We start from the raw sequence: 19229 nt of genomic DNA on the forward strand, positions 1-19229 counted from the left end.
GGTTGCCGATGCAATACCGCCGTCATATCCAGCCGCCATGTTTCGTCGCGAAGGCAGGAACGTGACGCGTTGCCGAACGTTCCGGATATCGGCCTCGAACTTGCATGAAATTTTCGCGCCGCAGCATGGAACCGGTGGGCGGCGTGGACGTTGACGTTCTGGCGGGTCCGGGGGCGTTACGATGGCCGAGGTGTTGAAGTTGGCTGGCGCCGAAGGTGTCTCGTCCACCTCAGGTCATGCCCTGACTTATGCGCCGGCCGTCAAGGACGATCCTTACGACAGGCCCTCCCCCATTCCCGCGACGACCAAGCTGCTCTTCGTCACCTCGGAGATGGGCGACTTCATCAAGGCTGGCGGCCTGGGCGAGGTCTCGACCGCTCTGCCCCGCCAGTTGCGGGCTTTCTGCGACGTTCGTGTCCTGCTCCCCGGCTTCCGCCAGGTGCGCCAGGCAAGGCCCGCGATGGACATCGTACGGCAGATGCCGCGCACCGCGAGCCTCCCGGCCTGGTCGCTCGGCCGTTTCGCGACGGCCGACGGCCTGACGATCTACGCAGTGCTCTGTGACGAGCTCTACGACCGCGAGGGTTCGCCCTACGGCCCGTTCGCGGGGGGCGATTTCGGCGACAACGACATCCGCTTCGCCCGCCTGTCGCTCGCCGCAGCCGAAATCGCTGCCGGCGAAGCCGACCCGAACTGGAAGCCGGACATCCTCCACGTCAACGACTGGCCCTCGGCCCTGGCTGCCGGCTATCTGCGCTGGAAGGGGCTGGCGACGCCGTCGATCCTGACGATCCACAACCTCGCCTATCAGGGGCTCTACCAGCCGCAGCGCATGGCGGCGCTGGGTATCCCGGACCTCGCCTTCAACGTCAACGGCGCCGAGTTCCACGGCAAGGTCTCGTTCCTGAAGAGCGGGATCTATTACGGCTCGCATGTCACGACCGTGAGCGAGACCTACGCCCACGAGATCACCACCCCCGAGCATGGCTGCGGACTGGACGGGCTGCTCAAGATGAGGATGGACGAAGGCCGCCTGACCGGCATCGTCAACGGCATCGACGATTCCTGGAACGCCCTGATCGAGGGCGGCAAGACCTCCGAGCAGATCATCCGGCAGTGGAAGCGGCGCAACGCCGCGGAAATCCGCAGGACCTTCGAGCTGCCGGAATCGCGCGGCCCGCTCTTCTCCATCGTGTCGCGGCTGGTCCACCAGAAGGGGATCGATCTCTCGCTGGAAGCGGCCGAGACGATCGTCGCCAGCGGCGGCCAGCTCGTGGTCACCGGCCGGGGCGAGCCCCGCATCGAGGACGCCGTCGAGAAGCTGGCCCGGCAATATCCGCACGCGGTCGCGGCGCGCATCGGCTTCGACGATGCCGAGGCCCGCCGCCTGTTCGCCGCCAGCGACTTCCTGCTGATGCCATCGCGCTTCGAGCCCTGCGGACTGAGCCAGATGTATGCGCAGCGTTCCGGGGCTCTCCCGATCGCCTACCGCACGGGCGGGCTCGTCGACACGATCGACGACGGGCTTTCAGGCTTCCTGTTTTCCTCGCTCACCGGCGCCGGGCTTTCGGGAGCCGTCGCGCGCGCGCTCGAAGCCTTTCGCAGCAAGCGAGCCTTCCGCGTGATGCGCGAGCACGCCATGGCCAAGCGCTTCGACTGGCGCAAGCCCACCTTCCGCTATGCCGACGTCTACGCCCGCGCTTTGGCGGCGTGACCACGGCCCGTCGCGCAGAAGAGCTGCGAGCAAGGCGTCCTGCCCCGCAGCTCCATCGGCGTCCTGATTTCACGCGTGAAACAAGCCCGCTCCGCAATCCCGCGGCCGGGCCCTCGGGCTGCAATCCGATCGAGAAGGCGGCATGCGCCGAGCCGACCTGCCATCACGCCAAAACCCGGGCTTTTGGCCCGGGATGACAACGGTGGCGCGCTCAGGCCTTGGTCTTGGCGGCAGACTTTGCGGCCGGCTTCGCAGCCGCCGCCTTGGTCGCGGCCTTCTTGGCCGGCTCGCGCGCTTCCGGCTTGGCGGAGGCCGCAGCCTTGCCCTTCACGGGCGCCTTCGCCGTGGCCTGGCCGCCGGCCGTGCTCGCTGCAACGCGCTCCTCTGCAAGGCGCCAATGCTCGGCGTCACGGCCCTGCGGCTTTCCTTCGGCTTCCCAAATCGCATAGGCGGTGTCGCGGACAATCTGATCCCGACTCATCTCGGCTCTCCAAGCTTGAGGGCATCCGCCCGGACCAATAACGGTAGCATCGGCCCTTGGTTCCGGCTCAGGCAAGCCCAAACTGACGCCATCTTGCGGCCGGAACGCCGACCGGCTCTGCTGCGTTGCATCATGACCAGGCGCGCCTCGGCGGCACGCCCCTCTTGAAAAGACCCTTGATGCGCTCGACGTCGCCTGCCCTCCCGATACTCTCCCCGCACGACATTGCGATGCTGGCGGAGGCTCGCCATCCGGATGCCTTCGCCGTACTCGGCCGGCATCCCTATGAGGGCGGCTCCTTCGTCCGCGCCTTCCTGCCGGGCGCCCATTACGTCGAGCTCGTCACCGGCGACGGCGAAACGCGCGAGGCGGTCGCGATGATCACGCAGGGCAATGGCGTCTTCGAAGCCGCCACGCCGGAGGACGAACCTTACCGGCTGCGCGTCTCGTGGCCGGACGGTATCACCGAGGCCGCCGATCCCTATTCCTTCGGCCTGCTGCTGTCGGATGACGACATCTATCTCTTTGCCGAGGGGCGGCATTTCGAACTCTCGACGCGGCTGGGCGCCAATCCCGCCACCATCGACGGCATCCAGGGCGTGCTCTTCGCCGTCTGGGCGCCGAACGCCTCCCATCTCGCCGTCGTCGGCGATTTCAACGGCTGGGACACCCGCCGGCACCCGATGCGTCGGCGGCTCGGCCCCGGCATCTGGGAACTCTTCATCCCCGGCATCGGCCCCGGCGCCGTCTATAAATACGCGATCACGGCCGCGAGCGGCGAGCGCCTCCCCTGGAAGGCCGATCCGCTCGGCCGGCAACATGAGCTGCCGCCGCGCACCGGCTCCGTCGTCGCGGCCGCACCGGCCTTCGACTGGAAGGATTCCGACTGGGTCGCGAAGCGCGAAAAGCGCAACGCGATCCATGAACCGCTCTCCGTCTACGAGGTCCATGTCGGCTCCTGGCTTCGGACCGAATGGGGCCAGATGGGCTCCTGGGACGAGGCGGTCGATCGCCTGATCCCCTATCTCGACCATATGGGCTTCACCCATGTCGAGCTCATGCCGATCACCGAGCATCCGTTCGGCGGCTCCTGGGGCTACCAGCCGCTCGGGCTTTTCGCGCCGACCTCACGCCTCGGCTCACCGGAGGCCTTCGCCCGCTTCGTCGACCGCTGCCATGCCGCCGGAATCGGCGTGATCCTCGACTGGGTGCCGGCGCATTTCCCGTCCGACGAGCACGGCCTCGCCCGCTTCGACGGCACGGCGCTCTACGAGCATGAGGATCCGCGCCAGGGCTTCCACATCGACTGGAACACGCTGATCTACAATGTCGGAAGACGCGAGGTGCGCGGGTTCCTGATCGCCTCGGCCTTGTGGTGGCTGGAGACCTTCCATCTCGACGGGCTGCGCGTCGATGCGGTCGCCTCGATGCTCTATCGCGACTACAGCCGCAAGGACGGCGAATGGGTGCCGAATCATCTCGGCGGGCGGGAGAATTTCGAGGCGATCTCCTTCTTCCAGGAGCTCAACACGCTGGTTGGAGCGCGCGGGCGCGGGGCGATCACCATCGCCGAGGAATCGACCGCCTGGCCGGGCGTGACCCGCCCGGTCGATTTCGGCGGGCTCGGCTTCCACTTCAAGTGGAACATGGGCTGGATGCACGACACGCTGCGCTTCTTCCAGCGCGATCCGGTGCATCGCGGCTGGCATGGCGACGACGTCACCTTCGGCCTCGTCTACGCCTTCTCCGAGCATTTCATGCTGCCGATCTCGCATGACGAGGTCGTGCACGGCAAAGGCTCGCTGCTCTCCCGCATGCCGGGCGACGATTGGCAGCGCTTCGCGAACCTGCGGCTTTGCCTGGCGATGATGTGGACTCATCCCGGCAAGAAGCTGCTCTTCATGGGCTGCGAGTTCGGGCAGGAAGACGAGTGGAAGGTCGATGCGCCCTTCCCATGGCCGCACCCTTATGACGAGCGCCGGCGCGGCACGATGCAGCTCGTGCGCGATCTCAACGCGCTCTACAAGGCGACGCCGGCGCTGCACCGGCTGGATCACACGCCCGACGGCTTCGACTGGGTCATCGCCGACGACAACGTCAACGCCGTCTTCGCCTTCACCCGCTCGGCCGGAGACGGCCAGCCCCCGCTCCTGATCGTCGCGAACATGACGCCGACGCCGCACCAAGGCTACCGCATCGGCGTGGCCGCTCCCGGCCTCTGGCGCGAGCGGCTGAACAGCGATGCCGGGCTCTATTCCGGCTCGGGCCTCGGCAATGCCGGCGAGATGACCGCCGAGGCCATCGCCTCGCACGGCCAGGCCCATTCGCTCTCGCTGACCTTGCCGCCGCTGGCGCTGATCGTGCTCGAGCATGACAGCGTAGGCGGCAAGCCGTGATCGGGTTTTCCATGAGCGCGTTGCCGGTCCGGAACGGCGGCGCGATTCTGACAACGAAGCTGAAGCGAGACGACCGTTGAGCGACGACCTCCTGCGCCAGCTTGCGACACGCGCTGGCATCTCCCCGGAATGGACCGATCAGGCCGGCAAGCTGCATAGCGTCTCGCCAGGCACCCTGCGGGCCATCCTCGCCGCGTTCGGGCTAGAGACCCATGGCGAAGGCGAATTGCGCGAAGCGCTTGCGGCCGGCGAGCAGAGGGCGAACGCAGCCGCCGAGGCCCGCTTCACCACGACGCGCATCGGGCAGATCGTCGTGCTGCCTGTACGGGGCGAGGCCGGCAGCAGGGTCGAGATCACGCTGGAAGCGGGGGAGCGCCGCCTCGTCGTGGCTCTCGAAAGCCAGAACGGGATGCTCACCCTTCCGAGCTTCGACATTCCCGGCTATCACACGGTCCACCTGCCGGATGGCGATGTCACCGTCGCCGCCGCTCCCGAGCGCTGCACCACCTTCGCCGATCTCAATGACGGCCGGCCCGGCTTTGGCCTCGCCGCCCAGATCTATTCGCTGCGCTCCCCTCATGATGGCGGGATCGGCACCTTCGCCGGCGTCGCGGCACTCGGCCGCAAGGCCGCGCGGCTCGGCGCCGACGCGCTGGCGATCAGCCCGGTCCACGCCCTCTACGGCGCCTCGCCAAGCCATTTCAGCCCCTATTCGCCCTCGACGCGGCTGTTCTACAACCCGCTCCATGCCGATCCGGAGGCGGTCTTCCCGCCCGGCTTCGTTGCCGCCGTGATCGCCGAGGAAGGGCTCGGCGGGACGATGGAGGCCCTCGCCGCCGAGCCGCTGATCGACTGGCCGCTCGCGTCGCCCTTGCGCCAGCGCCTGCTGCACGCGCTCTTCCGCAGGCTGCGCGAACATGACGCCCTCGCCACGCAGCGCGCCGCCTTCGAGCAGGCACTTGCGGAAGCCTCGCCGCTGCTGCGCAGCCATGCCGTCTTCGAAGTGCTGCATGCCAGCGAGCTGCTGCGCGATCCGGCTGCCTGGCACTGGCGCGGCTGGCAGGAGGTCTATCGCGACCCGGACAGCGCCGAGGTTGCCGCCTTCGCCGAGGCCCATGCGGAGGAGATCGAGTACCAGATCTTCTTGCAATGGCTCACCGGCCGGTCCTACGGGCAAGCCCAGCAGATCTGCCGCGAGGGCGGCATGAAGGTCGGGCTGATCGCCGACCTCGCCATCGGCATGGACGCTTCCGGCAGCCATGCCTGGAGCCGCCAGCAGGAAGTGTTGACCGGTCTCTCGGTCGGCGCCCCGCCCGATTATTATTCAGCCGAGGGGCAGAGCTGGGGACTCACCACCTTCTCCCCGCGCGGCCTCGCAGCCTCAGGCTATGCGCCCTTCATCGAAACCCTGCGCGCCAGCCTGCGCCATGTCGGCGGCATCCGCATCGACCATGTCATGGGCATGAGCCGGCTCTGGCTGGTGCCGGAGGGCGCGAGCGCGGTCGATGGCGCCTATGTCGCCTTCCCCGCGGAAACGATGTTCCGCCTGATCGCGCTCGAATCCTGGCGCCACCGTGCCGTCCTCATCGGCGAGGACCTCGGCATCCTGCCCGACGGCTTTCGCGGCTATCTCCGCGGCCAAGGCGTCGCCGGCCTGCGGGTGCTGCGCTTCGAGCGGGACGACCACAGCTATATTCCGCCCGCAGACTGGGACCCTGCGGCCGCGGCACTCACCACCACCCATGATCTCGTGCCGACCGCCGGCTGGTGGGCCGGCTCCGATATCGACGATGGCGAGCAGCCCCAGGCCCTGCAGGAGCAGCGGGCCTGGGACCGCGGCATCTTCTGGGGCTCGCTGGAGCGCGAGGGCCTGGTTCAGGGCGAACGCCCCGCGCCGGAGGAGACCGAGCCGGTGGTCGATGCCGCGATCCGCTACATCGCCAGATCACCCTGCACGCTGAAGCTGCTGGCGATCGAGGACGCGCTGGCCATCCGCACGCAGCCGAACGTGCCGGGCACGACCACCGAGAAGCCGAACTGGCGGCATCGCCTCGAGGGCGAGGCGGGCGAATTGCTGGACGATGCGAAGGTGCGCGAGCGCCTGGCGCATCTGGGGCCGGAGCGCGGCGAGGGTTAGAGATTCGCCGTCGTTGCGAGCGAAGCGAAGCGATCCAGACGCGGCAGAGCTTGACGCCCCCTGGATTGCTTCGCTTCGCTCGCAATGACGGAGAGGTTCAGCCCAGCCGCCCTTCCACGATCTCGGCGATTGCCTCCAGCATGCGCGTGTCGTCGCCGGCGAGGCCCTCCATCGCCGCCATGCGCTGGATGACGGTGCCCGCGACCGCCTCCTCCACCGTGTCCTCGGCATAGGCATAGAAGATGGTGGCGTGCTGGCCGTCACGGTGGCAGCGCCCCTCGATCTGCTGGAGCTGGATGGCGCTATGGCGCATGTCGTGGATGACGAGCGCCCGCTCGCGCTCCCCACCCGGCATCTCCCCGCGATGCAGCGAAATCGACTCGGTCACCGTGAAGATCACCGCGTCGAGAGCCCCCGTCTGGAAGGCGATCCGCGTCTCCTCGTTCTGGGTGCCGGAGCGCTCCCCGTTGATCTCGCCCACGCGCCAGCCATGGCCGCGCAAGGCATCGCCGAGCATCGCGCTGGTCTCCAGGAAAGCCACGGAGATCGCGACCTGCTCGTCATTGCCCAGCAGATCGTCGCAAAAGTCCACCGTGCCGGGGATCCGCAGCAGGCTCGCCTTCTGGCGAAAGCGCAGGTCCGCGGCCCAGCCCTGCGGCTTGCGGGTGGAGCCGCCTGCCAGCCCCAGCTCCTTGCGGAACTCGCGCCAGGTCGCCTCGTAGAGCTTGCGTGCCGGGCCATCCAGAGCGATCGGCGCCAGTTCCCGCTGCACCTCCGGCCAACCGGCGATCTCCTCGGGCCGGCGCCGGAGCCCGATCGCATGGGCGCCGCGATAGAGCAGATCGGCCATGACCTTGCGGTCGGCCTCGTTCGGCTCCCAGCTCCAGTTCTTCCACCGCCCCTTCGCGCGGCCCATCTTCAGCCGCTTCATCAGAGCGCGGAACCCGTCGAGATCGGCGCTCGGCATGCCGGCCGCCCTGGCCAGCAGCGGCGCGAGATAGGACAGTTCATGCGGCGACTGCCCGGCGGTCGCGCTCATATAGAGCGTGAAATCGGCCGCAGCCGCCATCTGCCGGCAGACCAGGCCCTGCTGCGAATTCGGGTTGCGGATGCGATGGGCCTCGTCGATCACCACCAGCGGCCAGACGCGCTTGGGCGTACCGAGCTTCGCCAGCTCGTTGTTCTTCGCCCGCACAGACCGCTTCCTGGAATCGGCGGGCGCGGCGAGCAGCGACTTGGTCTTCTCGAAATTCATCAGCGTCACGCGCTTCGCCGGCAGGCCCGAGAGCGTCATCGTGCGCCGCCATTGCGGGATCGCCCCCTTGGGGCAGATCACCAGCACCTCCTCCTCCGGCATGGCGGAGAGCGCGAGCCAGGCGGAGAGCGTCTTGCCGAGTCCTGTCAGGTCGCCGAGCAGGAAACCGGCGGCCCCCCTGGCGCGCGCCGCAAGAATGGCGTCGCGGGCGGTGAGCTGGTGGGGATGGGGCCTGAAGATCATGAGGCGGTTGCCAGAAGCGGTCGAGAAGAACCCCGATGTCATCCCGGACAAGGCGCCGCAGGCGGCGTCGATCCGGGATCCATGCCGGAACCATGATCGGAAACGGTCCGGAATGGATCCCGGGTCTTCACTTCGTTTCGCCCGGGATGACGTCGTGACGGATCGTTGTGTGTCTTGTTGGTCGAGACCAGGCGCCTTGTCCAGCGGACATAGCTAGCCCGAGCATTCCCGCACTGGCGCGATCACTCGTCCCCCGCCACTGTGCCGACCTGGCTATTCGGAGACCACCACACATGACCCGCGCGCAGGCGATCGCGAACGCTCAGGATTATTTCGACTCGGGCCGCATGAAAGCGGACCTGTCCCGCCTCGTCGCGATTCCCAGCGAGAGCCAGAACCCGGACCGCGCGCCCGTCCTCGGCGAGTATCTCGAACAGGAGATGCGGCCCCTGCTCGAATCGCTCGGTTTCACCTGCCGCATCCTCACCCACCCGAAGGCCAAGGGCCCTTTCCTCTACGCCGAGCGGATCGAGGATGCGTCCCTGCCGACGATCCTCGGCTATGGCCATGGCGACGTCATCCGCGGGCTCGATGCGCAGTGGAGCGAGGGCCTCTCACCCTGGAAGCTCGTCGAGAAGCACGGGCGCTGGTACGGGCGCGGCGTCGTCGACAACAAGGGCCAGCATCTGATCAACCTCAACGGCCTGCGCGCCGTGCTGGAAACGCGCGGCAAGCTCGGCTTCAACGCCAAGTACCTGATCGAGATGGGCGAGGAATCCGGCTCGCCCGGCCTGCGCGAGCTCTGCCAGGACGAAGCGGAGTTGCTGAAAGCCGACATCCTGATCGCCTCCGACGGCCCGCGCCTCAACGCGGAACGCCCCACGGTCTTTTTGGGCGCCCGCGGCGTCATCACCTTCGATCTCCAGATCGTTGCCCGCGAGGGCGGTCATCATTCCGGCAACTGGGGCGGCCTGCTCTCCGATCCGGCGATCCAGCTCGCCCACGCCATCGCCTCGATCACCTCGCCCACCGGGCAGATCCGAATCCATGAATGGGTGCCGAAGGAACTGCCGGAGGGGGTACGCCGCGCAGTCGCCGACTGCGAAGTCGATGGCGGGCCGGACGGGCCGGTGATCGATCCGAACTGGGGCGAGCCCGGCCTGTCGCCGGCGGAGCAGGTCTTCGGCTGGTGCTCCTTCGACGTGCTGGCGATGAAATCCGGCGTGCCGGAGACGCCCGTCAACGCCGTGCCGCCCAGTGCCTGGGCCCGCTGCGCGCTGCGCTTCGTCGTCGGGATCGACCCGCGCGACGTCGTCCCGGCCCTGCGCCGCCATCTCGACCGTCAGGGCTTCCCGATGGTCGAGATCATCATGCCGGGCACGGAGCGCTTCGGTGCGACAAGGCTCGATCCCGACGACGCCTGGGTGCGCTTCACGATCGAGTCGATCGCCCGCAGCACCGAGAAGAAACCGGCGCTGCTGCCCAATCTCGGCGGCTCTCTCCCCAACGACATCTTTGCCGAGGTCCTGAAGCTGCGGACCATCTGGGTGCCGCATTCCTACCCCGGCTGCTCCCAGCATGCCCCGGACGAGCACCTGCCCGTGACGATCGCCCGCGAGGGGCTGACCGCGATGGCAGGGCTTTATTGGGACATCGGCAGCGGCGAGGCGCCGCCACTCTGAGATCGCGCGGCGAAAGCCGTCACTCCTGCGGCTGGCGCGGGTCGCGGCCGGGCGGCAGGTCGATGGGCGTCGCCGGCGGGGCTTCCGGAGGCGCGTTCGGCGGCAGCTCCGGCGGCGGCTCCGCCGGGATGCCGAGAGGTTCCTCGTCGGGCGGCGACTCGACCGGCGGGGCTGGCGGCACGTTGCCCGGCGTCATCGGCGGCGCTTCCGGCGGCGGCTGCGGAACCGCAGGCGTATTGTCGGGCGCGGCGGTATAGTCTGACATCATGGCGGCGAGCTCCTTTGAAGGGAAACGCCGCAGCGCGCCGAAGGTTCTCGGAGTTTCAGGGGTCCCTCGGGGGCTCCTTCTCGCTCTCGGGCAAGGGATGCCGCTGCTGCAGACGCATCTCCAGGGAATGGTCGAGGAAGAGCAGCCCCAGCGCCAGCAGCGTGGCCGTGACGACGACCGGCCAATGGCCGAGCCCGGCCGCGCAGCCCAGCGCGGCCGTGACCCAGATCGCCGCCGCCGTCGTCAGCCCATGCGGCATGGGATCGTCAGGGCGGCGGATGATGAGCCCCGCCCCGAGGAAGCCGATGCCGGTCAGCACGCCCTGCACGACCCGGCTCGCCGCATCGGGATAAAGCGTCTCGCTGAACACGCTGGCGACCGCCGCCGTGCCGAGCCCGACGATGCCGAAGGTCCGGATGCCCACGCTCTTGTGCCGAACCGTGCGCTGCCATCCGATGGCAAGGCCCGACGCCAGGCCCAGCACGACTCGCAGGATGGGCTCGGCGGCTTCTGGAAACGGATGCATGCTTGCGGCCTCGGATCGCGACGCCAAGAGCATGAAACGGCAAGAGCATACCGTCCAGCCGTGGCCCCGCTCGCATCCGCGACAAGCCCTCGCCTCGGACCTGGCCGATGAGGCCGGCAACATAAGCGTCCAGATCACCTGCAACGCTCGCTGACCCTATCGTCCCTCTGACGGCTGGCGATTTCACAAGGTCTGCCCTCAGGCGAAGGCCAATCTCCGGAATTGGCGCGTCACGGCCGCGAACAGCGCCATAGGGCGGGGCCGCTATCGCGTTCTCAGCCCGGCAGGGCCGCAACCAGCTCCTCGATCAGCCTCGCGACATGCTGCACCGCCGGGTCCGCCGCGCGGCGCTTGTGCCAGGCACTGTGCAGCGGAAAGCCTTCGACGGTGATCGGCGGCTCGAAGGCGACGATCTCGCCCCTGACCCGCTCCGGCAGGCAACGGCTCGGTAGAAGCCCGATCATGTCAGATTCTGCCAGCAGCGGCGGCACCATGATGAAGCTCGGCACGACCATGCCGACATGGCGCGCCCGGCCGATACACGCCAGGGCTTCGTCGAGCGGGCTGCGCGCGTCACCGCGCCCCGAGACCAGCAGGTGCGGATAGGCGAGCCAGCGGTCCAGATCGAAGGCGCCCGCCGCCGGATGGCCCCGCCGCATCGCCACGCGATAGTGCTCCTGAAGCAGTTCCCGACGGGTGAAATCGGCATCGACCTTCGGGAACACCGAGACGGCGAGATCGATGCTCCCGCGCCCGAGCCCGTCCAGCGCCGCCGCCGCGCCATGCCAGGGCATTACCACGACCGTGATACCGGGCGCAGTCTGCGCAAGTCGGCGTTGAAGCGCCGGACCGATGGCGACGGCTGGCAGATCGGCCATGACGACGCGCACGGTCTGGCGGATCGTCGCCAGGTCCGGCTCGCGCCTGTCGAGCAGGGCCGCCATGCCGGCGAGAACTTCCTTGATCGGGGCGGCAAGCGCCTGCGCCTTCGGGGTCAGCACCATTCCGCCCGCACCGCGCTCCAGCAGCCTGTCCGCGAAGAGATGGCGACAACGCTCCAGCGCGCTCGACATGGCAGGCTGCGACAGGCCGATTCGCTCTCCCGCGCGCGAGACGTGCGCCTCGTCGAGCAGCGCGTCGAGCACCACGAGCAGGTTGAGATCGAACGACCGCAAATTCATGGTATGGATATTAGGATATATTGATCATCCATTGGAGTGATTTTTTCGCGAAAGGCACCCTCGCCTCGTTCCCCGAAGGAGGATGCCATGACCAAGACCCTTATCCTGCTGTTTCACCCCCATTTCGCGAGCTCGCGCGCCAACCGTGCCCTTCTCGACGCCGCCACCACTCTGCCGGAGGTCGAGATCGTCGACATGCAGGCACTTTATCCCGATGGGCGCGTCGATGCCGACGCAGAGGTCGCCCGGCTCGTCGCCGCCGAACGTATCGTGCTGCAGTTCCCAGTGCAGTGGTACTCGACGCCGTCGCTGCTCAAGGCCTGGCAAGACGCTGTCCTGACCCGGATGTTCTACCTGGCCTATGAGGCCGAGGGCGCGACGCTCGCCGGGAAGCCGCTCCTGATCGTGGCGACCGCCGGCAACGTCGAGGCGGCCTATGCCCCAGACGGCGCCAACCTTTTCTCCTTGCGCGATCTACTAAAGCCGTTGGAAGCGACCGCCCATCGCTGTGCGCTGGCCTGGGCGGAGCCCTTCCTCCTCTACGACGCCCGGCGCGCGGATACCCAGGCGCTGCAGGCGGCCGGCGCGTACTATGTTTCGCGCCTCGGCCGACTGTCGGCAGCAGGCCGCTGAAGGCTCACGAAGGGACAGGCCCGTCTCGGGGCCTGTCCACGCAACGTCCGCCGCGCTCTGATTTCGAGGTCGGCTCCTGGCCAAGCTTGACGCGCTGCCGGGCGCGATGCATTCGGGCTCCGCTCAGTTCGCAGCCTTCGACCAGGACGCGCCGCCTCGGCTTGAGATCAGTTCCTCCAAGCCATGGTCGAAACTCGACGGAGCCCGGCGACAACCTGAACGACCGCCACTGGCGCTGGCCCAAGGTCCGCCGATGGCGCGATCGCGAAGCGGCTCGCAATCAGAGCACGAATGTCGGAAGTGGCACGTCCCGTCTTGGGCCTCTGTATTTCGAGGGCCGCTAACAAGGTTGGCGATATCCTGGGAGCCGGAGTTCTGCCTTCAGGCCGCCTCCTTCGCGATTGCTGAGGGAGAGCGATCCGCTCAGCGCATGTGCCAGATTGCTGGCCGTCGCGAGCCCCAACCCCAACCCTTCCGCGACATTCGAGCCGGATCCAAGACGCACGAAGGGCCTGATGACGGTGCGCAAGTGTTCTTCCGGCAACCCCGGTCCACGATCGAGCACGCGGATGCTCAATGACGCCCCTTCATCGATCTCCATGGCGATTTCCGCCGCGCCGCCATATTTGAGGGCGTTATCGATCAGGTTCGTCAGGATGCGCCGAAGCGACCGCGGCTGGGTCGGGACAACGGCCGGGAACGTATCCGATAATTCGACGTCTTTGCCCGAATCCCGATAATCCAATGTCAGGCAACGCAGCAATGAGGCGAGTTCAACGTTAACGCACGCCTCCGCCCGGCCATGAGCGCTGGCCGCGTAAGCGAGAATGCTGCGGACGAGCCCGTCGACTTCGTCGAGATCGGCCATGAACTTCTGTTGGACCGCGCAGGCGCTGATCAACTCGGCACGGAGCTTCATGCGCGTGATCGGGGTCAGGAGATCGTGCGAGACGCTCGCCAGCAATTCCGTCGATGTCCGAGGGTCGCCAACTTTCGCAGCGGTGCGTTTTCGACCGCCACGCAGCCATCCACTCGCCATCTCGATAGCGCGCGCGGCGATCGATCCGCCTGCCCCGGAAGCTGGCGAAACGGCAGCCGTCACATCATGGTTGTGACAATGAACCGGCAAGAACAGCATCTCTGAACTCCGCATTCTTTCGGATGAGAGCTTACGCTGGCGCGGTGGCCTCCGAATCGCCAGTGAGAGGTCGTTAGTTCCTGCCAGCGCCTGTTTGGGCCCGCGTCGCGGCGAGTTTTGGCAGCGTCGAGACGGGCGGTGTTGGCGGCACGGATCATATGATAGACTTTCTCTTGTCGCTCGGCTCCCCGGGCATGTTGCAGGTCGTTCTCGCTGCAGCCGGCCCGCCAAGGCAGCCAATTCGCCCAGGCAGCCAAGATCGAGAGAGGGTGTCGCGTGGAGCCTCGACCTTCGAGTCGCGAGCCCGAGCAGATCACCTTCGGGCCCTTCCGGCTTTCGCCAGGCGCGCGGCTGCTCACGGAAGAAGGCCGTCCCGTCGGGATTGGTGGGCGAGCGCTCGACCTCCTGCTTGCACTCATCGAGCGGCCCGGGCGCGTGTTCTCCAAGCGGGAATTGCTCAGCCGGGTCTGGCCTGATGTCGTCGTGGAGGAAAGCAGCCTCCGGTTTCAGATGGCCGGGTTGCGAAAGGCCCTGGGGGACGGCCGAAACGGAGCACGCTATATCGCGACGCAGGTCGGGGTCGGCTACGCCTTCGTCGGTCAGGTCAACAACGGGCAGGTTGCGAGCGAGGCCCGCCCATCACTCTCGGGAGATCTGCGTGCCGGGGCGCCGCGGCTCTCCTCCTTCAGCCGTGCGGAAGCTCTGCCGCCGCGAGTGCGGTTGATCGGCCGAGAGGCGGATATCGAGCTGGTTCTCGGTTTGCTCGCCGAGCCTAAGCTCCTCACGATCGTCGGCGCCGGCGGCTCGGGCAAGACGGCGCTTGCGGTGGAGACGGGTCACCGGCTGTCGCGCGAGGGATGGGAGGTCAGTTTCGCTGACCTCTCATCTTTCGCGGATGCCTCGCTTGTCCCCTCGGCATTTGCGGGAGCGCTCGGCATCCTGGTTCAGACCGAGGATCCGCTGGCAGCGCTTCTCGCACAGATTGAGACTCGCGAACTGGTGCTGATCATCGACAATTGCGAGCACCTCGTCGACGCTGTGTCGAGAATTGCGGAGCGGATTGTGGAGGCGGCGCCACGGGTGAGCATCCTCGCGACCAGCCGCGAGCCGCTGCGAGCACGAAACGAGCAGGTTCACTGGCTCGGTCCCCTCCAATGTCCTGCAGATGCGACGGCTTTGACACTGGAAGAACTGTCCGGCTTTCCCGCGGTCGAACTCTTCCTTGAGCGGGCAGCGGCCGGCAATGCCGCATTCGAAACCAGCGTCGGCGAGGCTCGTCTCATTGCCGAGATGTGCCGGCGGCTCGACGGGCTGGCTCTGCCCATCGAGCTCACGGCCATGCGGGCGGCCTTGCACGGCGTGGAGGCGACGTTCACCGATCTGGGCAAACGCCTCAGCCTGCTCTGGTCCGGACGGCGAACCGCGGTTCCCAGGCAGCAAACTCTGCAGGCGACGCTCGATTGGAGTTACGATCTCCTGCCTGAGGTCGAGCAGCGGACGCTTGAGAGACTGTCGGTGTTCTGGGGGCCGTTCCCGGTCGACGCCGCCCGCCTTGTCGTCGCCGATGGCGGGATTGATACGCAGGCTGCCGCGGCGGCCGTAGACAACCTTGTCGCCAAAGGGCTGATCGTGCCGGATCGATCGAAGCATCCGGATTTCTACAGATTGCTGGAGATGACGAGGGCCTTCGCCAAGGAAAAACACAGCGTTCGCGGAGCCGAGGACGTCCAGGATACGTCGCGTCGCCATGCGGCGTACTATCTCGCAGGACTCACGCAAGCCGCGCCCGCATCGGAAGAAGGCTTCGAACGAGCCGCCCGCTGGTCCAGCCAACTCGGTAACCTCAGAAGCGCGTTGGCCTGGAGTTTCGGGCCGCATGGAGATCTCGAAATCGGCGTCCCATTGGCCGCGGTGAGCATTCCGCTGCTTCTGTCGCTTTCGCTGCTCGTCGAGTGCCGGGACTGGTGTGAGCAGGCGATCGCAAGGCTCGATGACCGACATCGCGGCACGGCAAGCGAGATGGAACTCCAAGCGGCTCTCGGCCTCACGCTGATGTTCACCCGTGGCAGTGTCGATGAAGCCGAGGTCGCGCTGCGACGCGCCCTTGCGATCTCGCAAGCCCTGGCTGACACCTGGGGGCAACTGCGGCTGCTGGCTCGCCTTCAGATATTCTTCGAGCGGATTGGAGACTTCCGGTCGTCAATGATGTGGGCGCAGCAGGCCGTCGAGGTCGCCAAGGACATTGACCGACCGGAAGCCATTGCGGTCGCAGCCTCTCTCGCTGGCGTCTCGCAGCATCTCATGGGCAATCAGGCCCTTGCGCGGCCAGAACTCGAAAACGCGATGCGCCTCAGTCTTCCGTCGCGACGCAGCTGGACGCTCCACTACGGCTTCGACTACCGGAACCGATCCGGCATCGCCCTCTCCCGCACGCTGTGGCTCCAGGGTTATCCGGATCAAGCCAGGCAACAAGTCGAGCAGACGATTTCCGAAGCCGCCGCGCTCGATCACCCGGTGACCTATTGCATCGCATTGCTGGGTGCGGTCTCGCTGTACTTGTGGATGGAGGAACTCGATCAAGCGGCTGCCACGCTTGACGAATTTTCCAGATCTAGCGAGTTGAACGGGCTCGGGCCCAATATTGCCGCCCTCGAAGGTCTGAGGGGAGCGCTCGCCATCAAAATGGGCCACCCGCAGGAGGCGATCGCCTCAATCCGGACCAGTCTGGCGCGCCTGCAATCCAATCGATACGAGATGCTGACAACGACCTTCGAAATGGCTCTGGTCGAAGGGTACCTTGAGAGCGGACGTGGCTCGGAGGCCCTGGATCTGGTCCAGCGGGCCATCGAGCGCTGCAAGAACGGCGGTGATGGTTTCGCCCTCCCGGAATTGCTCCGCATGCAATCCAGGATCCCGAACCCCTCCTGCGGCCGAGCGGGTAGGTCCGAGGAATTGCTGCTGGAAGCACTCGCAAGCGCTCGGCAGCAAGGGGCGAGAGCGTGGGAGGTAAGATGCGCAAGCGATCTCGCCCGGCTCTGGATCGGACGTGGCCGGCTCTCGGACGCGTTCGAGCTGATTGCACCGCTCCACCGCAGCCCGTCGGAGGGACGCGATACGCGTGACATGCGTGCGCTGGACGATATCTGGCGCCTCGTCTCCTCAGCACATTCGCAGATCGGCACAGCCCGAACGACGGACCTCGCATGAGGCAGACCGAGACGTCTCAGGACCCGACGGCGCCTGGGCAGGTCGCGCAAGGCATGCCCCGGTACGACGCGATACATTTGGGCTCTTTCCGGACACATCCGCGATACGCGATCGCAGCAGCCTTCGGGATGAACGAAGGAGACCTGCCATGCTCGACATCAAGGAAGACCTGTCCCGAAACCTCATCTCGCGCTTCTATATCGGCGGAGAATGGATCCCGAGCCATTCGGCCCAGCGCACCACGGTCATCGACCCATCGACCGAAGATGCCCTTGCCGACCTCCCGCTCGCCGACCGTAGCGATGTAGACCGGGCGATAGCTGCCGCACGCGCTGCCTTCGATCAGGGCCCCTGGCCCCTCATGACGGGCCCGGAACGCTCCGTTTACCTGAAGCGGTTCGTCGCACTGCTGGAAAAGCGCTTTGAACTGCTGACGCGCCTTTCGACGGCACAGGTTGGAATGCCGGTCTCTCTGGCCGCAAACCTCGTCAGGACAGGCCTCGCACGCTACGCATACTATGCCGACCTTGCCGGCAGCTTCGCTTTCGAGGACCGGCGGCCGACGGCCAGGGGCCATGCTCGCATTCGCCGCGAGCCGGTCGGCGTCGCCGCCTTGATCTCGCCGTGGAATGCGACATTCCCGATCACGGCCCACAAGCTCGGCGCAGCTCTCGCTGCCGGCTGCAGCTGCATCCTCAAGTCGCCGGTGGAAAGTCCCCTGGAGGGTCTCCTCGTCGCCGAGTGCGCGCACGAAGCAGGCATTCCGGCCGGGGTCGTCAACGTCATCACGGGAGATCGTGAGGAAAGCGCGTATCTGGTTGCATCGCCGGCTGTCGAGAAGATCAGTTTCACCGGCAGCGTCGCTGCCGGGCGGCAGATCGGGGCCACCGCGGCAGATCGGATGGCGCGCGCGACGCTCGAACTCGGCGGCAAGTCGGCGGCGATCCTGCTGGGGGATGTTGACCTGCCTACGGCGATGGCCGCGCTCGCGCCATTCACCATGCCGTTCTCGGGCCAGATCTGCTTCGCACAGACGAGAATCCTCGCTCCGCGCGCGCGCCTTGCCGAGACTGTCAATGCCTATGTCGGGATCATCGGCCGGCTTCGCGTCGGCGACCCCCGCGATCCCCAGACCCAAATCGGGCCGGTGCTCAACCGGCGCCAAGCCGACCGCGTTCTCGGATACATCGCCGAGGGGATACGGCAGGGCGCCGAGATCGTGACCGGCGGTGGCCGCACGAGAGGTTTCGATCGCGGCCATTTCATCGATCCGACGGTCTTCGTGAATGTGACCCCCGACATGGCGATCGCTCGCGAGGAGGTCTTCGGGCCGGTCGTCACGATCCAGGGTTATGACAACGAGGACGAGGCGGTCCGCATCGCGAACGACAGCGAGCTCGGATTGAGCGGAAGCATCTACAGCCGGGATGTGGAGCGGGCCTACGCCCTCGCCTGCCGGGTCCGCACGGGCCAGGTCGGCATCAACGGCGTCGAACTTGCCCCGTCCGTGCCGTTCGGCGGCCGCAAGTTCTCCGGCGTCGGGCGCGAGGGCGGGCCCGAAGGCCTCGTGGCCTTCCTCGAGACCAAGGCCGTCTTCTTGCCGGTGCCCGCCTGAAAGGCGCCCGTTCCGGAGGATCTGGAGGAACACCCCATGAAAAGGACATCTGGGATCAAGGTCGTCTTCGTGGCGCTGGCGGTGGCGGCGCTCGCCGCGGTTCCCTGCGCCTGGGACAGCCGCGACATCCACGATGCGTCATGGCTTCCGGCGATCGCCTCCCTGCTGTCCGGCGCCGCAAATTGAGTTGCCGACCGCGAGACGAAAGCCCGGTGTCGGCAAGCCGACACCGGGCCCATCAAGCCGAACGGTCGAACGGGCCGGCCGATGGCCGGCCCCGGATCACCGTCAGACGACGTTCAGTGCGACATTGATGTTGCCCCTGGTGGCCTTGGAATAGGGGCAGGTCTGGTGAGCCTCGTCGACGAGGTCGCGGGCCAACTCCCGGGCGAGGCCGGGGAGGCTGACAGTGAGACGCGCCTGCAGGAGATAGGCGCCGTCGGTCATGCCGAGATCGACTTCGGCATCGACCGCAAGGTCCGGCGGCAGGGCAAGCTTGCGCTTTGCGGCGGCGATGCCGATCGCGCCGATGAAGCAGGCCGACCACCCAGCGGCGAAGAGCTGCTCAGGATTCGTGCCGGGAGCCGAGCTGCCGGGAGGCGACAGCTTGATATCGAGCCGGCCGTCGGCGCTGAGCGAGACACCCTCGCGCCCTCCCACCGTATGGGTTTTGCCCGTGTAGAGGACTTTATCGATCTTGGTCATGAACCGCTCCATCCTTGACGCCGCGACAGGCGGCGGCTTGCGGCAGTG

The 19229-nt window shown here is 67.1% G+C and carries 15 protein-coding genes; 8 read left to right on the forward strand and 7 right to left on the reverse strand.

The features are described from left to right. Positions 1–199 precede the first annotated feature (199 nt). Positions 200–1714 (forward strand): glycogen synthase GlgA, encoded by a 1515-nt coding sequence (gene glgA / locus BW981_RS05550; RefSeq protein ID WP_244560233.1) that lies wholly within the window; start codon positions 200–202, stop codon positions 1712–1714. Positions 1715–1925: 211 nt separating this feature from the next. Here glgA and BW981_RS05555 read toward each other — a convergent pair whose 3' ends face one another. Continuing rightward, positions 1926–2195: a DUF2934 domain-containing protein gene (locus BW981_RS05555; protein ID WP_076437102.1), complete on the reverse strand. Its 270-nt coding sequence runs from the start codon at positions 2193–2195 to the stop codon at positions 1926–1928. A gap of 230 nt (positions 2196–2425) precedes the next feature. Here BW981_RS05555 and glgB point away from each other — a divergent pair, with 230 nt between their 5' ends. Further along, positions 2426–4591: a 1,4-alpha-glucan branching protein GlgB gene (gene glgB, locus BW981_RS05560; protein ID WP_076437104.1), complete on the forward strand. Its 2166-nt coding sequence runs from the start codon at positions 2426–2428 to the stop codon at positions 4589–4591. Positions 4592–4667: 76 nt separating this feature from the next. Beyond that, a complete protein-coding gene (gene malQ, locus BW981_RS05565; RefSeq protein ID WP_076437106.1) occupies positions 4668–6728 on the forward strand; it encodes a 4-alpha-glucanotransferase in 2061 nt (686 codons plus the stop codon). 97 nt (positions 6729–6825) lie between these two features. On the opposite strand, the gene BW981_RS05570 is transcribed toward malQ, so the two are convergent. Beyond that, a complete protein-coding gene (locus BW981_RS05570; protein WP_076437734.1) occupies positions 6826–8226 on the reverse strand; it encodes an SNF2-related protein in 1401 nt (466 codons plus the stop codon). Between the two features lie 293 nt (positions 8227–8519). On the opposite strand from BW981_RS05570, the gene BW981_RS05575 reads away from it, so the two are divergent. Beyond that, complete coding sequence (locus tag BW981_RS05575; protein WP_076437108.1) at positions 8520–9908, forward strand: M20 family metallopeptidase; 1389 nt, start codon at positions 8520–8522, stop codon at positions 9906–9908. A gap of 19 nt (positions 9909–9927) precedes the next feature. Here the strand turns inward: BW981_RS05575 and BW981_RS05580 are convergent, their stop codons facing one another. From BW981_RS05580 to BW981_RS05590, 3 genes are all read right to left on the reverse strand, one after another. After that, positions 9928–10176: a hypothetical protein gene (locus BW981_RS05580; protein WP_076437110.1), complete on the reverse strand. Its 249-nt coding sequence runs from the start codon at positions 10174–10176 to the stop codon at positions 9928–9930. Between the two features lie 55 nt (positions 10177–10231). Continuing rightward, positions 10232–10702 carry an MgtC/SapB family protein gene (locus BW981_RS05585; protein ID WP_076437112.1) on the reverse strand — a complete coding sequence of 157 codons (471 nt, stop codon included), beginning with the start codon at positions 10700–10702 and terminating at the stop codon, positions 10232–10234. Between the two features lie 275 nt (positions 10703–10977). Then, complete coding sequence (locus BW981_RS05590) at positions 10978–11883, reverse strand: LysR family transcriptional regulator (RefSeq protein ID WP_076437114.1); 906 nt, start codon at positions 11881–11883, stop codon at positions 10978–10980. Positions 11884–11970: 87 nt separating this feature from the next. Here BW981_RS05590 and BW981_RS05595 point away from each other — a divergent pair, with 87 nt between their 5' ends. Then, a complete protein-coding gene (locus BW981_RS05595; protein ID WP_076437117.1) occupies positions 11971–12516 on the forward strand; it encodes an NAD(P)H-dependent oxidoreductase in 546 nt (181 codons plus the stop codon). Positions 12517–12856: 340 nt separating this feature from the next. Here BW981_RS05595 and BW981_RS05600 read toward each other — a convergent pair whose 3' ends face one another. After that, positions 12857–13654 carry a sensor histidine kinase gene (locus tag BW981_RS05600; RefSeq protein ID WP_175624058.1) on the reverse strand — a complete coding sequence of 266 codons (798 nt, stop codon included), beginning with the start codon at positions 13652–13654 and terminating at the stop codon, positions 12857–12859. Between the two features lie 276 nt (positions 13655–13930). On the opposite strand from BW981_RS05600, the gene BW981_RS05605 reads away from it, so the two are divergent. The 3 genes from BW981_RS05605 to BW981_RS22980 are packed head-to-tail and all read left to right on the forward strand — an operon-like array spanning position 13931 to position 18662. Next, on the forward strand, positions 13931–16861 hold the full coding sequence (locus BW981_RS05605) for an ATP-binding protein (protein ID WP_076437122.1): 2931 nt from the start codon (positions 13931–13933) through the stop codon (positions 16859–16861). After that, entirely contained in the window at positions 16773–18476 is a 1704-nt protein-coding gene (locus BW981_RS05610; protein ID WP_244560234.1) for an aldehyde dehydrogenase, read from the forward strand. The genes BW981_RS05605 and BW981_RS05610 overlap by 89 nt, the downstream gene beginning before the upstream one ends. A gap of 36 nt (positions 18477–18512) precedes the next feature. Further along, entirely contained in the window at positions 18513–18662 is a 150-nt protein-coding gene (locus BW981_RS22980) for a hypothetical protein (RefSeq protein WP_175624059.1), read from the forward strand. Between the two features lie 102 nt (positions 18663–18764). On the opposite strand, the gene BW981_RS05615 is transcribed toward BW981_RS22980, so the two are convergent. After that, positions 18765–19181, reverse strand: a complete 417-nt coding sequence (locus BW981_RS05615; RefSeq protein ID WP_076437735.1) for an organic hydroperoxide resistance protein — start codon at positions 19179–19181, stop codon at positions 18765–18767. Between the last annotated feature and the right edge of the window lie 48 nt (positions 19182–19229).

The organism is Allobosea sp. TND4EK4 (assembly GCF_900156025.1).
In the GTDB taxonomy this organism is placed as follows: domain Bacteria; phylum Pseudomonadota; class Alphaproteobacteria; order Rhizobiales; family Beijerinckiaceae; genus Allobosea.

Excerpts from the sequence above, each read along its gene's own strand:
- BW981_RS05555 (WP_076437102.1), bottom strand. The coding sequence starts at position 2,195 with ATGAGTCGGGATCAGATTGTCCGCGACACCGCCTATGCGATTTGGGAA.
- glgB (WP_076437104.1), top strand. The coding sequence starts at position 2,426 with ATGCTGGCGGAGGCTCGCCATCCGGATGCCTTCGCCGTACTCGGCCGG.
- BW981_RS05570 (WP_076437734.1), bottom strand. The coding sequence starts at position 8,226 with ATGATCTTCAGGCCCCATCCCCACCAGCTCACCGCCCGCGACGCCATT.
- BW981_RS05575 (WP_076437108.1), top strand. The coding sequence starts at position 8,520 with ATGACCCGCGCGCAGGCGATCGCGAACGCTCAGGATTATTTCGACTCG.
- BW981_RS05580 (WP_076437110.1), bottom strand. The coding sequence starts at position 10,176 with ATGATGTCAGACTATACCGCCGCGCCCGACAATACGCCTGCGGTTCCG.
- BW981_RS05585 (WP_076437112.1), bottom strand. The coding sequence starts at position 10,702 with ATGCATCCGTTTCCAGAAGCCGCCGAGCCCATCCTGCGAGTCGTGCTG.
- BW981_RS05590 (WP_076437114.1), bottom strand. The coding sequence starts at position 11,883 with ATGAATTTGCGGTCGTTCGATCTCAACCTGCTCGTGGTGCTCGACGCG.
- BW981_RS05595 (WP_076437117.1), top strand. The coding sequence starts at position 11,971 with ATGACCAAGACCCTTATCCTGCTGTTTCACCCCCATTTCGCGAGCTCG.
- BW981_RS05600 (WP_175624058.1), bottom strand. The coding sequence starts at position 13,654 with ATGCTGTTCTTGCCGGTTCATTGTCACAACCATGATGTGACGGCTGCC.
- BW981_RS22980 (WP_175624059.1), top strand. The coding sequence starts at position 18,513 with ATGAAAAGGACATCTGGGATCAAGGTCGTCTTCGTGGCGCTGGCGGTG.
- BW981_RS05615 (WP_076437735.1), bottom strand. The coding sequence starts at position 19,181 with ATGACCAAGATCGATAAAGTCCTCTACACGGGCAAAACCCATACGGTG.